The sequence below is a fragment of the Escherichia sp. WS1451 genome (genome assembly GCF_046487365.1).
GTDB classification, from domain to species: Bacteria; Pseudomonadota; Gammaproteobacteria; order Enterobacterales; family Enterobacteriaceae; genus Escherichia; species Escherichia coli.
Window position 1 is genome coordinate 338,904 of record NZ_JBJQJP010000002.1, and the last position, 14,512, is coordinate 353,415.

At 50.2% G+C, this 14,512-nt stretch carries 16 protein-coding genes; 7 read left to right on the plus strand and 9 right to left on the minus strand.

Annotated elements, in window-relative coordinates:
- Positions 1-59 precede the first annotated feature (59 nt).
- A complete protein-coding gene (sodC, locus tag ACJHX7_RS04515; RefSeq protein WP_001298528.1) occupies positions 60-581 on the plus strand; it encodes a superoxide dismutase [Cu-Zn] SodC in 522 nt (173 codons plus the stop codon).
- Here the strand turns inward: sodC and ACJHX7_RS04520 are convergent, their stop codons facing one another.
- From ACJHX7_RS04520 to ACJHX7_RS04530, 3 genes are read right to left on the minus strand one after another with little or no spacing between them, the layout of a single operon-like run.
- Positions 582-2,594 carry an FUSC family protein gene (locus tag ACJHX7_RS04520; protein WP_089582802.1) on the minus strand — a complete coding sequence of 671 codons (2,013 nt, stop codon included), beginning with the start codon at positions 2,592-2,594 and terminating at the stop codon, positions 582-584.
- Complete coding sequence (locus ACJHX7_RS04525) at positions 2,594-3,451, minus strand: HlyD family secretion protein (protein ID WP_001300356.1); 858 nt, start codon at positions 3,449-3,451, stop codon at positions 2,594-2,596. Before ACJHX7_RS04525 ends, ACJHX7_RS04520 begins: the two co-directional genes overlap by 1 nt.
- Before the next feature lie 2 nt (positions 3,452-3,453).
- On the minus strand, positions 3,454-3,690 hold the full coding sequence (locus tag ACJHX7_RS04530) for a DUF1656 domain-containing protein (RefSeq protein ID WP_000670998.1): 237 nt from the start codon (positions 3,688-3,690) through the stop codon (positions 3,454-3,456).
- A gap of 200 nt (positions 3,691-3,890) precedes the next feature.
- Between ACJHX7_RS04530 and slyA the strand changes: the two genes are divergently transcribed.
- Positions 3,891-4,325: a transcriptional regulator SlyA gene (gene slyA / locus ACJHX7_RS04535; protein ID WP_000445640.1), complete on the plus strand. Its 435-nt coding sequence runs from the start codon at positions 3,891-3,893 to the stop codon at positions 4,323-4,325.
- Between the two features lie 46 nt (positions 4,326-4,371).
- On the opposite strand, the gene slyB is transcribed toward slyA, so the two are convergent.
- Complete coding sequence (gene slyB / locus ACJHX7_RS04540) at positions 4,372-4,839, minus strand: outer membrane lipoprotein SlyB (protein WP_000597196.1); 468 nt, start codon at positions 4,837-4,839, stop codon at positions 4,372-4,374.
- Between the two features lie 273 nt (positions 4,840-5,112).
- Between slyB and anmK the strand changes: the two genes are divergently transcribed.
- The 5 genes from anmK to pdxY all read left to right on the plus strand — a co-directional run bounded on the left by anmK (position 5,113) and on the right by pdxY (position 9,689).
- Complete coding sequence (gene anmK, locus ACJHX7_RS04545; protein ID WP_000835076.1) at positions 5,113-6,222, plus strand: anhydro-N-acetylmuramic acid kinase; 1,110 nt, start codon at positions 5,113-5,115, stop codon at positions 6,220-6,222.
- A 97-nt stretch (positions 6,223-6,319) separates the two neighbouring features.
- On the plus strand, positions 6,320-6,649 hold the full coding sequence (mliC, locus tag ACJHX7_RS04550; protein ID WP_000061974.1) for a C-type lysozyme inhibitor: 330 nt from the start codon (positions 6,320-6,322) through the stop codon (positions 6,647-6,649).
- A 58-nt stretch (positions 6,650-6,707) separates the two neighbouring features.
- Positions 6,708-7,364, plus strand: a complete 657-nt coding sequence (pdxH, locus tag ACJHX7_RS04555; protein WP_001282325.1) for a pyridoxamine 5'-phosphate oxidase — start codon at positions 6,708-6,710, stop codon at positions 7,362-7,364.
- Between the two features lie 128 nt (positions 7,365-7,492).
- On the plus strand, positions 7,493-8,767 hold the full coding sequence (tyrS, locus tag ACJHX7_RS04560) for a tyrosine--tRNA ligase (protein ID WP_001295400.1): 1,275 nt from the start codon (positions 7,493-7,495) through the stop codon (positions 8,765-8,767).
- 61 nt (positions 8,768-8,828) lie between these two features.
- Positions 8,829-9,689 carry a pyridoxal kinase PdxY gene (gene pdxY, locus ACJHX7_RS04565; RefSeq protein ID WP_001302086.1) on the plus strand — a complete coding sequence of 287 codons (861 nt, stop codon included), beginning with the start codon at positions 8,829-8,831 and terminating at the stop codon, positions 9,687-9,689.
- A 43-nt stretch (positions 9,690-9,732) separates the two neighbouring features.
- On the opposite strand, the gene gstA is transcribed toward pdxY, so the two are convergent.
- From gstA to rsxG, 5 genes are all read right to left on the minus strand, one after another.
- Positions 9,733-10,338, minus strand: a complete 606-nt coding sequence (gstA, locus tag ACJHX7_RS04570; RefSeq protein WP_000765742.1) for a glutathione transferase GstA — start codon at positions 10,336-10,338, stop codon at positions 9,733-9,735.
- A 105-nt stretch (positions 10,339-10,443) separates the two neighbouring features.
- Positions 10,444-11,946: a dipeptide/tripeptide permease DtpA gene (gene dtpA / locus ACJHX7_RS04575; protein ID WP_000100942.1), complete on the minus strand. Its 1,503-nt coding sequence runs from the start codon at positions 11,944-11,946 to the stop codon at positions 10,444-10,446.
- A gap of 610 nt (positions 11,947-12,556) precedes the next feature.
- Positions 12,557-13,192, minus strand: a complete 636-nt coding sequence (gene nth, locus ACJHX7_RS04580) for an endonuclease III (protein ID WP_077516082.1) — start codon at positions 13,190-13,192, stop codon at positions 12,557-12,559.
- Positions 13,192-13,887, minus strand: a complete 696-nt coding sequence (gene rsxE / locus ACJHX7_RS04585; protein ID WP_001289646.1) for an electron transport complex subunit RsxE — start codon at positions 13,885-13,887, stop codon at positions 13,192-13,194. Before rsxE ends, nth begins: the two co-directional genes overlap by 1 nt.
- Positions 13,888-13,890: 3 nt before the next feature.
- Positions 13,891-14,511: an electron transport complex subunit RsxG gene (gene rsxG / locus ACJHX7_RS04590; protein WP_000920799.1), complete on the minus strand. Its 621-nt coding sequence runs from the start codon at positions 14,509-14,511 to the stop codon at positions 13,891-13,893.
- Position 14,512: the final 1 nt, after the last annotated feature.

The window sequence follows — 14,512 nt, forward strand, 5'->3', positions numbered from 1 at the left end:
GTTCAAAAATGTGTCACTGGTTTACACTTATTCAGGAATGCACAATGAACGGAGGTCCTATGAAACGTTTTAGTCTGGCCATTCTGGCGCTGGTTGTTGCGACCGGCGCACAAGCTGCCAGTGAAAAAGTCGAGATGAACCTCGTCACGTCGCAAGGGGTTGGGCAGTCAATTGGTAGCGTTACCATTACTGAAACCGATAAAGGTCTGGAGTTCTCACCCGATCTGAAAGCATTACCTCCCGGTGAACATGGCTTCCATATTCATGCCAAAGGAAGCTGCCAGCCAGCCACCAAAGATGGCAAAGCCAGCGCCGCGGAATCCGCAGGCGGGCATCTTGATCCACAAAATACCGGTAAACATGAAGGGCCAGAAGGTGCCGGGCATTTAGGCGATCTGCCTGCACTGGTCGTCAATAATGACGGCAAAGCCACCGATGCCGTCATCGCGCCTCGTCTGAAATCACTGGATGAAGTCAAAGACAAAGCACTGATGGTCCACGTTGGCGGCGATAATATGTCCGATCAACCTAAACCGCTGGGCGGTGGCGGTGAACGCTATGCCTGTGGTGTAATTAAGTAATTAAGAGGCCAGCGTACCTTGCGGCGGTGCTTGCTCAAGTTGCGAAAGCGAGCAGTACAGCCGCCAGACAATTGCCGCCAGCTCACGGGCGGCAGGTTGATGATGACGGGCAAGGCTGTCGCAAATTCGCTGTAATTCTTCAAGTGTGGCCGCCAGTGATTTTTGCTGAACGCCACGCTCACTCATCACTCCGCGCAACAGTGAAATACAGTTATCCCGTACTCGCGATAACGGATCGGAACGCGATTCCCAGTCGCGCAATTGCCAGACAACATGAGAACAGTTCAGCAGCACTACACCCCAGCGTAATAACCAACGGCGAGCCATCGCATCCTGGCTGTTACTCAACTGACTGACGTGATGATAAGTGAGCGATTCAAATTCGCTTTCACTCAGTGATGGATGGCGGCTTAGTTGATCGACAAAATCCCGGCGCAGCGCGCGAATATGACGGCGACTTTTACGAGCATCCGATCCTGGACGCAGAATGGCGAACGCTAACCACGCCAGCGCAACGCCAACGATTTTTGCCAGATTATCGTTAAGAAAATCAGCAAAATCATACACCGGGGGATTAGTGACAGCGATAAACGAACCCATAAAAACAATCAGTTGCCCCCACAGTGCGGCAAATTTGGGCATCTGCAATTTAAGAAGCTGCATCGTCGCCAGCAGTGGAAAGAGAAACAGTAAAAATTGCCACAGATCGCTAATCTGGACCATCAGGCCAAATTTGACCACAAAGCTGAATAGCGAAAGTAACACCAGCGTACGCATCAGCAGTGACAACGACTTAAACGGAGCTGCGACGGCGGAGTAGAGTACGCAGCTAATCGCTGCCAGCGTTAATGCATTGGCACCGGCATCCCATTGCGAAGCAATACTCCATGTGCCAATCATCATCAACGTACAAAATGTACGCAGCCCGCTCCACATAGCTTCGGCGTTATCGGTATGACGAGCCAGGCCGGATGTCCGTGGGAGTCTGGTATGATCATCTACACCGCTTTGCAGACGATGTAATTCCTGACTACTTTGCAGATAAAGTCGGCAAAAATAACGTAGTCGCTGCCAGAAGGCGACGTGCCGATAGTCGGCGACGTTGGTCGGGCGTAGCGGGGCGATAATACGTGCGACGGTGTAAACATCTGTTTGCGAACTGGCGAGCGCCGTCAGCAACTGTTCGAGAATTTTTCGCGTGGCACCTGGCGGTGAGGGCCAGTTGAGCAACATACGTCGCAGGCTGGAGATGATACTGGTCATACGTAATTGCTGGTGGAGTAGCGCATTAAGGCGCGCGTTTTGCTGACGAAAACGATAGTGGCTCCAGAAAGCCTGGATACGGAGCAAATTCATGGTCAGTATCTGCCCAATCACCCCCTCATGTGCTGCACGAATGGCATCGGTTGTTTCTGGCTGCCAGAGTAAACTGGCATGTTCCAGTAATCGGGCGTGCATGTTTTTCAATGCGGTTAAAAGGGCTGTAGCATCGGAACTGCTCGGCAGGATCATCATCATCATGCCGCCGCACAAAATACCGACAATCACCTCGCAAACGCGCGCCTGAGCGATATCCCACAGCTGGCTGGCCTCAGTAATATTAACCATCGGAAAGGCGATGATGGCAGCCGTGTAGCCCGCCAGTTGAAATGCATACGCGACATTATTCGTGAAGTGCGCACAGGCCCAGGTACAAAAGCCAAGCCACGCCGCCATGCTCAAAAGAAAAAACCACGGCTCATTAAGTGTATGTCCGGCAAGAAGCAGTGCCGCAATGGCTCCGAGCAAACTGCCAGCGATGCGTCCGAGGCTTTTGCTGATGACACCGCCAACGGTGGGAAAGCTAACCACGGCAGCCGAGGTCATCGCCCAATAGGGTTCATCCAGATTTAAATAATAGGCAACCGTCAGCGCCAGACACATGGCAATAGTATTGCGTAACGCATAACGCCATTGCGCCAGCGTGGCCCTGAACCAGGGCAAATTGCGCAAGGACCATGACGATGCGTTCATTATTGACCTACGGCAATGCTACAGGTGGTGCCCGACACCAGCGTGACATCGCCTGGGACTTTATCCAGCGCAAAGCGGACGGGAACGCGTTGGGCGAGTCGAACCCAGGGGACGTTAGGTTTCACATCCGGAATAAGGCTTGAGTCACTTTCAACGCTCTGATCATAAATCGCCCGACCGATACTGGAAACGTGACCCTGTAACGTTTTGTTATCACTATAGAGGGTAATTTGTGCTGGTGCACCTTCGCGGATATGGCGCAACTTGGTTTCTTCAAAATAACCAATGACGTAAAACGAGTGGCTGTCGACAAGGGCAAACAGCGGTTTCCCGGTGTCTGCGTAATCGCCGATGCGGGTAGTGAGGTTAGTCACCCATCCACTCACCGGGGCGCGAATTTCCGTTTGCGCCAGTTGCCATTGTGCCTGTTTCAGCGTCGCCTGTGCGGCATCAACACTGGCCTGCATCGCTTTAACATTGAGGTTAGCGGTATCGAGTTCTTCGGCAGAAATAAAATTTTGTGAGAGATGACGACGACGATTCGCTTCATTATTGGCTTTTGCGAGGTCAGATTGCGCTTTCGCCAGCTGAGCCTGTGCGTTCAGCTCGGCGATCTGAAAGGGCGTTTTATCGATCGTGAGCAGAAGATCCCCCGCGTTAACCAGTTGGTTGTCTTTTATATTCAGCTCAACAATACGTCCCGACACCTGAGGGGTGATAGAAACCTGTTCTGCGCGTATTTTCCCGTCGCGTGTCCACGGAGATTGCATGTAATAATTCCACAGCCACCATCCGGCAAGAACCGCAACTACCGCTACAATGATTGTTGAGAAATACTTAATTGTTTTAATTGACATAGTTACCACGCAATCAGTATTGCCAGGGCAAGGCAAACGCAAATCGCAAACAGCGATAAATCCATTAACAAGGGATGCCAGATGTCACCGGCGTAGATCCAGCCACGAAGCAGGCGGTGTACGACAAGCCAGATGACGAATCCAAACGCGAAGGCTTTGAAAAACGGAGGAAAGTAGACGGACGCACCGAACACCAGATCTTGTAAGGGCAATCCTGTTGCATTGAGCATAAACTTCACAAAGTAGATTCCTTTACGACCGAATATATTGCGTTAGATTAATAAATATTCTTTAAGTGCGAAAAATTTACGCGCAATTTCTGAAAAATATGTCTGACGGTAACCAAATGCAGCAATACATTTGTTTTAGCAATACAATTGCTGCACACTATTCTAAAAGCCGCATAATATCTTAGCAAGCTAATTATAAGGAGATGAAATTGGAATCGCCACTAGGTTCTGATCTGGCACGGTTGGTGCGCATATGGCGTGCTCTGATAGACCATCGCCTGAAACCGCTGGAGTTAACACAAACCCATTGGGTTACGTTACACAATATCCATCAGTTACCTCCAGACCAGTCGCAAATTCAACTGGCAAAAGCGATTGGCATCGAGCAGCCATCACTGGTCCGTACTCTGGACCAACTGGAAGAAAAAGGGTTAATTTCGCGTCAAACTTGTGCCAGCGATCGTCGGGCTAAACGTATTAAACTGACGGAAAAGGCAGAGCCGCTGATCAGCGAAATGGAAGCTGTTATTAACAAAACCCGCGCGGAAATTTTACATGGCATCTCCGCAGAGGAACTGGAACAACTGATTAAGCTCATCGCAAAACTTGAGCATAATATCATTGAGTTACAGGCCAAAGGGTGAAATGAAGGGGGCGTGTGGTCAGTAACCTGACCACACGCAAACTTATTTAGCGCGGGGAAACGGTCACCTGACTGCCATTGCTGGCCAGTACGACACGTTGGCCCGGAGAGAAACGAGTGTTGCCTTGTTTCTGTACCACCATGATGGTATTACCATCGTCTTTACGAATTTCCAGCTCGACACCCTGCGTTTTGTTCATTGCACTCTGTACGCCCTGACCGGCTACGCCACCTGCAACAGCGCCTGCTGCAGTAGCCAGAGAACGCCCGGTTCCGCCACCAACAGTATTCCCCAGGAAACCACCAAGAACAGCACCGCCAATTGCACCGATAACGTTAGAATCATCACCGCCCTGAATCTGTACCGGACGTACGTTAACGATGGTGCCATAGCTGACATTCTGTACTTGTTTCGCTTCAGAAGCGGTATAAACATCCCCTGACAGGGTGTCGTTATTAACACAACCGACAAGAGACAGACCTACCATTGAAACAACCAATACGCGTTTAATCATTGAAAAATCTCCTGTTCACCATGAAACGCCACGCAAGCATCCCTCATGGTCAAAGTATATGGCATATGTGAATCCATGGTTACATGTTCTACCAAATATGAGCAAATCATAATGAAAGTAGGATCAACCAATTATAAACAAAACATTCATGATGATTATTGATTTGAAGATAATGTTTTACTACCAACGATAAAAATCGGTCATTCCGCATGGTATTCACGAAAAGTTTATGTTTGAGTGGTGCGCAAACGTCAGATTGAAAAAGGATGAACTATGAAATCGGGCCGCTTTATTGGCGTTATGTCAGGCACCAGCCTTGATGGTGTTGATGTTGTGTTGGCGACAATTGATGAACACCGGGTCGCACAGCTGGCAAGTTTGAGCTGGCCGATCCCGGTGTCTCTGAAACAGGCTGTACTGGATATTTGCCAGGGCCAGCAGCTTACACTTTCGCAGTTTGGACAGCTTGATACTCAACTCGGGCGACTTTTTGCTGATGCGGTCAATGCCTTGCTTAAGGAACAAAACCTGCAGGCGAGAGATATCGTTGCGATCGGCTGTCACGGTCAAACCGTCTGGCATGAACCGACGGGCGTGGCACCACACACTTTACAGATTGGCGATAACAATCAAATTGTGGCACGCACCGGAATTACGGTTGTCGGTGATTTTCGCCGTCGCGATATTGCCTTGGGAGGACAAGGCGCACCGCTGGTACCTGCGTTCCATCATGCGCTGCTGGCTCACCCAACCGAGCGACGAATGGTGCTCAATATTGGCGGCATCGCCAATCTGTCACTGCTCATTCCTGGGCAGCCGGTAGGGGGCTACGATACCGGCCCTGGTAACATGCTGATGGATGCCTGGATCTGGCGTCAGGCCGGTAAACCTTACGATAAAGATGCCGAGTGGGCACGGGCGGGTAAAGTCATTCTCCCACTGCTGCAAAATATGCTCAGCGACCCATATTTCTCGCAACCTGCACCGAAAAGTACCGGACGCGAATACTTTAACTACGGCTGGCTGGAGCGCCATTTGCGCCATTTTCCGGGGGTTGATCCCCGAGATGTACAGGCGACACTGGCAGAACTCACCGCCGTGACCATTTCTGAACAAGTTTTGTTGAGCGGTGGCTGCGAACGATTGATGGTATGTGGTGGAGGTAGTCGTAATCCGCTACTCATGGCGCGTCTGGCGGCATTACTGCCAGGCACAGAAGTCACCACCACCGATGCCGTTGGCATTAGTGGCGATGACATGGAAGCATTGGCTTTCGCCTGGCTTGCCTGGCGGACGCTGGCGGGATTACCAGGAAATCTGCCTTCCGTCACTGGCGCAAGCCAGGAGACGGTACTGGGGGCTATTTTCCCCGCTAACCTGTGATATCAGAGTTAACTGAATTTTTCTTACCGCGTCTGCCGTTACACTTGGAACGTTAGGGAGGGCGTATTGCCCTCCAGACCAGGAAAGTCTTCGGGATATGTCTATGAAAAAACTGTTACTGATCTGTTTGCCGGTCCTTCTCACCGGCTGTAGCGCGTTCAATCAACTGGTTGAGCGCATGCAAACCGATACGCTGGAATACCAGTGTGATGAAAAACCGTTGACGGTCAAACTGAATAATCCGCGCCAGGAAGTCAGTTTTGTTTATGATAATCAACTATTGCATCTCAAACAGGGCATTTCTGCGTCTGGTGCACGTTACACCGACGGGATCTATGTTTTCTGGTCGAAAGGCGAGGAAGCGACTGTCTATAAACGCGACCGCATCGTCTTGAATAACTGTCAGTTACAAAATCCACAGCGTTGAGATTTTTCCAGGGGCGGCGCACAATAGCGTCACCCACTGACAATCCGTAAAGAAAACCATGTCTGATAACGACGAATTGCAGCAAATCGCGCATCTGCGCCGTGAATACACCAAAGGCGGGTTACGCCGCCGCGATCTTCCTGCCGAGCCATTAACCCTTTTTGAACGCTGGCTCTCTCAGGCTTGTGACGCCAAACTGGCGGACCCTACCGCGATGGTGGTCGCTACCGTGGATGAACATGGTCAGCCTTATCAGCGCATCGTTTTACTCAAACATTACGACGAAAAAGGCATGGTGTTTTACACCAACCTCGGCAGCCGTAAAGCACATCAAATTGAAAATAATCCGCGCGTTAGCCTGCTGTTCCCGTGGCATACCCTTGAACGCCAGGTGATGGTGATCGGTAAAGCGGAACGACTTTCGACTCTCGAAGTGATGAAATATTTTCATAGTCGCCCACGTGATAGCCAGATTGGTGCATGGGTTTCGAAGCAGTCCAGTCGCATTTCTGCCCGCGGTATCCTTGAAAGTAAATTCCTGGAGCTGAAGCAGAAGTTTCAACAGGGCGAAGTGCCATTGCCGAGTTTTTGGGGCGGTTTTCGCGTCAGCCTTGAACAGATTGAGTTCTGGCAGGGCGGTGAGCATCGCCTGCATGACCGCTTTTTGTACCAGCGTGAAAATGATGCGTGGAAGATTGATCGTCTTGCCCCCTGAAAAGATGCAAAAATCTTGCTTTAATCGCTGGTACTCCTGATTCTGGCACTTTATTCTATGTCTCTTTCGCATCTGGCGAAAAGTCGTGTACCGGCAAAGGTGCAGTCGTTATATACATGGAGATTTTGATGGCAAGCAGTAACTTGATTAAACAATTGCAAGAGCGGGGGCTGGTAGCCCAGGTGACGGACGAGGAAGCGTTAGCAGAGCGACTGGCGCAAGGCCCGATCGCGCTCTATTGCGGCTTCGATCCTACCGCTGACAGCTTGCATTTGGGGCATCTTGTTCCATTGTTATGCCTGAAACGCTTCCAGCAGGCGGGCCACAAGCCGGTTGCGCTGGTAGGCGGCGCGACGGGTCTGATTGGCGACCCGAGCTTCAAAGCTGCTGAGCGTAAGCTGAACACCGAAGAAACTGTTCAGGAATGGGTGGACAAAATCCGCAAGCAGGTTGCCCCGTTCCTCGATTTCGACTGTGGAGAAAACTCTGCTATCGCGGCGAACAACTATGACTGGTTCGGCAATATGAATGTGCTGACCTTCCTGCGCGATATTGGCAAACATTTCTCCGTTAACCAGATGATCAACAAAGAAGCGGTTAAGCAGCGTCTCAACCGTGAAGATCAGGGGATTTCGTTCACTGAGTTTTCCTACAACCTGTTGCAGGGTTATGACTTCGCCTGTCTGAACAAACAGTACGGTGTGGTGCTGCAAATTGGTGGTTCTGACCAGTGGGGTAATATCACTTCTGGTATCGACCTGACCCGTCGTCTGCATCAGAATCAGGTGTTTGGCCTGACCGTTCCGCTGATCACCAAAGCAGACGGCACCAAATTTGGTAAAACTGAAGGCGGCGCAGTCTGGTTGGATCCGAAGAAAACCAGCCCGTACAAATTCTACCAGTTCTGGATCAACACTGCGGATGCCGACGTTTACCGCTTCCTGAAGTTCTTCACCTTTATGAGCATTGAAGAGATCAACGCCCTGGAAGAAGAAGATAAAAACAGCGGTAAAGCACCGCGCGCCCAGTATGTACTGGCGGAGCAGGTGACACGTCTGGTTCACGGTGAAGAAGGTTTACAGGCGGCAAAACGTATTACCGAATGCCTGTTCAGCGGTTCCTTGAGTGCGCTGAGTGAAGCGGACTTCGAACAGCTGGCGCAGGACGGCGTACCGATGGTTGAGATGGAAAAGGGCGCAGACCTGATGCAGGCGCTGGTCGATTCTGAACTGCAACCTTCCCGTGGTCAGGCGCGTAAAACTATCGCCTCCAATGCCATCACCATTAACGGTGAAAAACAGTCCGATCCTGAATACTTCTTTAAAGAAGAAGATCGTCTGTTTGGTCGTTTTACCTTATTGCGTCGCGGCAAAAAGAATTACTGTCTGATTTGCTGGAAATAATGCATTAAGTGGAAAGGGGGAGTGAGAAATCACTCCCCCTGGTTTTTATACAGGGAACATGATGAAAAATATTCTCGCTATCCAGTCTCACGTTGTTTATGGTCATGCGGGTAACAGTGCGGCAGAGTTTCCGATGCGCCGCCTGGGCGCGAACGTCTGGCCGCTGAACACCGTTCAATTTTCTAATCACACCCAATACGGCAAATGGACTGGCTGTGTGATGCCGCCCAGCCATTTAACCGAAATTGTGCAAGGCATTGCCGCCATTGATAAATTACACACCTGTGATGCCGTATTAAGTGGCTATCTGGGTTCGGCGGAGCAGGGTGAACATATCCTCGGTATCGTCCGTCAGGTGAAAGCCGCGAATCCGCAGGCGAAATATTTTTGCGATCCGGTAATGGGTCATCCGGAAAAAGGCTGTATCGTTGCACCGGGTGTCGCAGAGTTTCATGTGCGTCACGGTTTGCCTGCCAGCGATATCATTGCGCCGAATCTGGTTGAGCTGGAGATACTCTGTGAGCATCCGGTAAATAACGTCGAAGAAGCGGTTCTGGCAGCGCGTGAACTCATTGCGCAAGGGCCACAAATTGTGTTGGTTAAACACCTGGCGCGGGCTGGCTACAGCCGTGACCGTTTTGAAATGCTGCTGGTTACCGCCGATGAAGCCTGGCATATCAGCCGTCCGCTGGTGGATTTTGGTATGCGCCAGCCGGTAGGTGTTGGTGATGTGACGAGCGGTTTACTGCTGGTGAAACTGCTTCAGGGGGCAACGCTGCAGGAGGCCCTGGAACATGTGACCGCTGCAGTATACGAAATCATGGTGACCACCAAAGCAATGCAGGAATATGAGTTGCAAGTGGTTGCTGCTCAGGATCGTATTGCCAAACCAGAACATTATTTCAGCGCAACAAAGCTCTGAAATATCTCATTTCGGCCCACAACGACCTGTGGGCCGATGGCTATTACTTTAAGCCTTCCGCTGACAGCGCGTCTTGTACTTCCGGACGTTCAGCCATACGTTGCATAAATGCCGCAATGTGCTCTAACCCTTCCAGATTCAGTTTCACCGCGTATGCCCAGCGCAGAACCGTAAACAGATAGGCATCAGCAATTGTAAATCGTTGCCCGCAGATCCAGTGCTCATCCTTCAGAGCATCGTTCACATATTGCAGCTTCTTCTCCAGCTGCGCGCGAACTGTTGGTTTGTACTCTTCCGGTGTATCAGGGCGAAACAGAGGTGTGAAGCCTTTATGCAGCTCGGTGGCGATGTAATTCAGCCATTCGATGGTTTTATAGCGGGAAATACTGTTTACCGGTGCCAGCAACTGGCGGTCGGGGACGCTGTCGGCAAGATACTGCATAATTGCTACGCCTTCCGTCAGCAAAGTACCATCGTCCAGCAGCAATGCAGGCACCTGTCCCTTAGGGTTAACGGCAAAGTAATCGTCACCGTTTTCGAGACGTTTTTTCATTAAATCCACACTGACGAGCGTAAAATCCTTTCCGCTCTCACGCAGGGTGATATGGGAAGCGAGAGAGCAGGCGCCCGGTTTGTAGAACAATTTCATCGGTAACTCCTTTTGTCTGTGGTTTAAAGTATGGTAGTGCGTTGCTGAACAAAAAAAAAGCCGCTAACGAAAAGTTAGCGGCTTGTAAAAGAGTTTCCCTGAATTTTACGCTACAGCAGCTTTCGCCGCTTTGTCTGCAGCGTCATCCTGCGTCATGCGGTGCAGTTTCGGCGCGGTCAGCAGCATCAGTACTGCAATAACGGCAGTAGCAACACCAATCTGCAAGAATACGCGACCATAGACTTCCAGTGACATCAGTGGATCGGTAACGTTATCCGGCACAGCCATCATACCCGCAACATAACCACCAATCAGGTTTGCACCGGCAGTGGTCAGGAACCAGCTACCCATAATGAAGCCCATCAGACGCTGCGGAACGAGTTGTGCAACCATTGCCAGACCCAGACCAGAGATCATAAGTTCCCCGATACTCTGCAGGCCATAGCTTGCGACCAGCCAGCTTACAGACACGATACCTGCGTCAGACGCGAATTTTGCACCCAGCGGCAGAATCAGGAACGCACCAGAACACATCACCATACCGATTGCAAACTTAGTTGGCATCGGCAGGGTATCGCCCATCTTGTTATAGATAGCGGCCAGAATCGGGCTACCAATGATGATCCAGAACGGGTTCAGTGCCTGATACTGCTCAGGTTCTACGGCCAGGCCCAGAATGGTGTGTTCAACGTTACGAATCGCAAAGAAGTTCAGTGACGTTGGCATCTGGCTGTACAGCACGAAGAAGATAATGGCTTCGAGCATCAGGATGAAGGCAACGATCATTTTACGACGCGCAGCACCTTTCATCGCGAAGGCTTCTTTACCGAAGATAACCACGATACCAAAGGCAACAACGCCCAGCGCCATACGCGCAACTTCCTGATTGTGCAGCAGCCAGGTGGCGATAGCGATCAGTGCCACAACACCAATAATGGTCAGCAGCAGGTTACGGTAGTTGATAGGCTCGAAGTCTGGTTTTGAACCGTACTGTTTAACCCAGCGTTGGCAGAAGGCGAAGTTAACGATAGTGATCAGCAGGCCTACAACGCTCAACGCAAACGCAACACTCCAGCCGTATTTCGCGGCCAGCCACGGGGTGGCGATCATAGAGAAGAAAGAGCCGATGTTGACGGACATGTAGTACATGGTGAATGCACCGTCCAGACGCGGGTCGTTTTTCTCATAGCATGTAGAAAGCAGAGAAGACGGGTTAGCTTTAAACAGGCCGTTACCGACCGCAATAGCCGCCATACCCATATAAACGATACCGGCGTCGTGACCAGACCAGGCAACCAGAGCATAACCAATCGCCAGCACAATAGCGCCAAGCATAATTACGCGTTTAGTACCCAGTACCTTGTCACCTAACCAGCCGCCGATAGCGACCAGACCATAAACCAGGGCACTAAAGGAAGAGAAAAGGGTGATTGAATCCGCTTCAGACATACCCAGTTGTTTAACCAGGTAAACAGCCATAATTCCTTGTAGGCCGTAATAACCAAAACGTTCCCATAACTCAATCGAGAAGATGAGATAGAACGCCTTCGGTTGTTTGAAAGCGTTCAAACTGACGCTTTCAGTTGGTTTTTGGTTTGCAGTGGACACTTTTACCTCTTTTTTTACATCCCATATTAACGGGGGTGCTTTCTCGCGTTATGCCTAAAAAACATACGCGCAATTGTTATAGTGGGAGGGGAAACGGCAGGTAATGTTCACTATCTTGCACTTTCAGACAAGTCCTTTGTAATAATCTGTTACATATAACTGAGGCGGGGAATTCAACCATTCCGGGAAATGTTATCCAGCGTTAAATTTTTCAAAAAACGTAACGGCAGATTTTTTCACTACCCTGAGAGGGGGATGATGGCTTAACGGCGATATGTTCTGCTATTTAGCGTTTTTCCTAGTGAGATAGTCCAGTTTCTGAAAAATAGCCAGTGTAATGTTTTGTAGGTCAATATTTGTTGCCTGTGTAAATTTAAATGATTTTAACCTAGTTCTTGCAATGTTTTTACATTGCCACAGCATCGTGATCTTGATCACGAATGAATAGAAAATTTCGCTATTAAAAAAACAATTAACCTGCATTTTTGGTTATCCGCAAACGGATTACCTGATGATAACGCTAAGCAATGGCATCATTGACGTTAAAAAGATGTTTTAAAAGAGGATAAAGAAAGGTTATCAATGGGGTAATCGGTGTTACCCCTTTTCTTCAGATGTCAACTTTCTCTTTGTATTCACAAAGATCTTCAATAATACAAGAGCCACAGCGAGGCTTGCGGGCAATACAGGTATAACGCCCGTGCAGGATCAACCAATGGTGGCAGTCGACTTTAAACTCTGCCGGAACCACTTTCAGTAGCTTTTCTTCTACCTGTTCGACGTTTTTCCCCGGCGCAAATTGAGTACGATTACAAACGCGGAAAATGTGCGTGTCGACAGCAATAGTCGGCCAGCCGAATGCAGTGTTTAATACGACGTTGGCTGTTTTACGACCTACACCAGGCAGGGCTTCAAGCGCAGCACGATCTTCCGGAACCTCGCCATTATGTTGTTCCAGTAAGATACGGCAGGTTTTGATGATATTTTCTGCTTTGTTGTTATAAAGCCCAATGGTTTTGATATAGGATTTCACCCCTTCAACGCCCAGTTCAAGCATCGCTGCAGGCGTATTCGCCACCGGGTAGAGTTTCGCCGTCGCCTTATTAACACTGACATCGGTTGCCTGAGCGGAAAGCAGCACGGCAATCAGCAATTCAAAAGGCGAACTGAAATTAAGCTCGGTGGTGGGATGAGGATTGTTCTCACGCAGACGAGTGAGGATCTCCAGGCGTTTTGCTTTGTTCATCAGACATTCCCTGTTTCACCGTTTGGCAATGCACGTTCGGCAGCTGCTTCAGTACGGCGCTTTTTCATTTTTTCATCAATCAGGTATTTTCCTGCCAGCATCAGTCCCAGGCCAATAAATGCACCTGGCGGCAGCATCGCCAGCAGGAAAGGGGAGTCGGTGTGGAAAATCTCCACGCGTAATACTTTCGCCCAGCTACCTAACAGCGCATCTGCACCGTCAAACAACGTGCCATTGCCGATAATTTCGCGTAGTGAACCCAGCACGAACATGGCGCAGGTTGCGCCCATACCAATTGAAAAGCCGTCCAGTGCCGAAAGCGCCGGACCTTTTTTGGCGGCGAAGGCTTCAGCGCGGCCCACAACGATACAGTTAGTGACAATCAGCGGAATAAAAATCCCTAATGATTGATACAGGCCAAAGGCGTAGGCGTTGATCAGCATCTGTACAGCGCTGACCACCGAGGCGATGATCATCACGTAAATGGGAATGCGGATCTCGGCTGGCGTCCAGTGACGCAGCGTCGAAATGGTCAAGTTGGTCAGCGTCAGTACCAGCGTAGTCGCAAGTCCTAAACCCAGAGCGTTAGTGGCAGTGGACGTGACCGCCAATAGCGGACAGAGGCCGAGCAGCTGGACCAGCGCAGAGTTGTTTTTCCACAACCCCTGAACAATAACGTCTTTAATTTCGCTCACGCTTTATTCTCCACAGGCAGGAAGTTGAGAAAGTTGAGACGGTAACGTCTGAGCGTACAATCCGGCGCGTTTTACCGCATTAACCACCGCGCGGGGAGTAATCGTCGCGCCGGTGAACTGGTCGAAATCACCACCATCTTTCTTCACCGCCCAGTGCGCATCATCCGCACCACTGATTTTTTTACCCGCAAAATGGGTGATCCAGTCAGAAAGGCGCAGTTCGATTTTATCGCCAAGCCCTGGCGTTTCGTGGTGCTCTGTCACGCGCGTGCCAAGTACCGTGCCGTTAAAATCGGCTCCCACCAGCAGCTGAATCGCACCGGAATAGCCATCTGGCGCGGTTGTTTCCAGAACGGCGGCTACCGGTTTGTCATCCTGTTTGGCGATGTAAACCCGATGCTCACCTTTACCTAACTCTGGCGCAGTTACCAGATAGCAACTCTGTGCCAGCGCATTGTTATAGCGTTCGGCTGGCAGCACCTGATCAAATAACGCCTTTTGTTGCAGACTGGCCTGTTCAGCAATTGTCGTTTTGGTCATCTGGTTGATGGCCGCAGTTAACCCTGTAGAACCCGCTGCAAATAGTGCCAGTGTAATGCCGTGTTTTCGGATAGTTTTCAGCATG

Coding starts and splice junctions, on each gene's coding strand:
- ACJHX7_RS04525 (WP_001300356.1), bottom strand. CDS start 3,451: ATGTCAATTAAAACAATTAAGTATTTCTCAACAATCATTGTAGCGGTA.
- ACJHX7_RS04520 (WP_089582802.1), bottom strand. CDS start 2,594: ATGAACGCATCGTCATGGTCCTTGCGCAATTTGCCCTGGTTCAGGGCC.
- slyB (WP_000597196.1), bottom strand. CDS start 4,839: ATGATTAAACGCGTATTGGTTGTTTCAATGGTAGGTCTGTCTCTTGTC.
- gstA (WP_000765742.1), bottom strand. CDS start 10,338: ATGAAATTGTTCTACAAACCGGGCGCCTGCTCTCTCGCTTCCCATATC.
- rsxG (WP_000920799.1), bottom strand. CDS start 14,511: ATGCTGAAAACTATCCGAAAACACGGCATTACACTGGCACTATTTGCA.
- nth (WP_077516082.1), bottom strand. CDS start 13,192: ATGAACAAAGCAAAACGCCTGGAGATCCTCACTCGTCTGCGTGAGAAC.
- mliC (WP_000061974.1), top strand. CDS start 6,320: ATGTCTATGAAAAAACTGTTACTGATCTGTTTGCCGGTCCTTCTCACC.
- anmK (WP_000835076.1), top strand. CDS start 5,113: ATGAAATCGGGCCGCTTTATTGGCGTTATGTCAGGCACCAGCCTTGAT.
- pdxY (WP_001302086.1), top strand. CDS start 8,829: ATGAAAAATATTCTCGCTATCCAGTCTCACGTTGTTTATGGTCATGCG.
- pdxH (WP_001282325.1), top strand. CDS start 6,708: ATGTCTGATAACGACGAATTGCAGCAAATCGCGCATCTGCGCCGTGAA.
- tyrS (WP_001295400.1), top strand. CDS start 7,493: ATGGCAAGCAGTAACTTGATTAAACAATTGCAAGAGCGGGGGCTGGTA.
- sodC (WP_001298528.1), top strand. CDS start 60: ATGAAACGTTTTAGTCTGGCCATTCTGGCGCTGGTTGTTGCGACCGGC.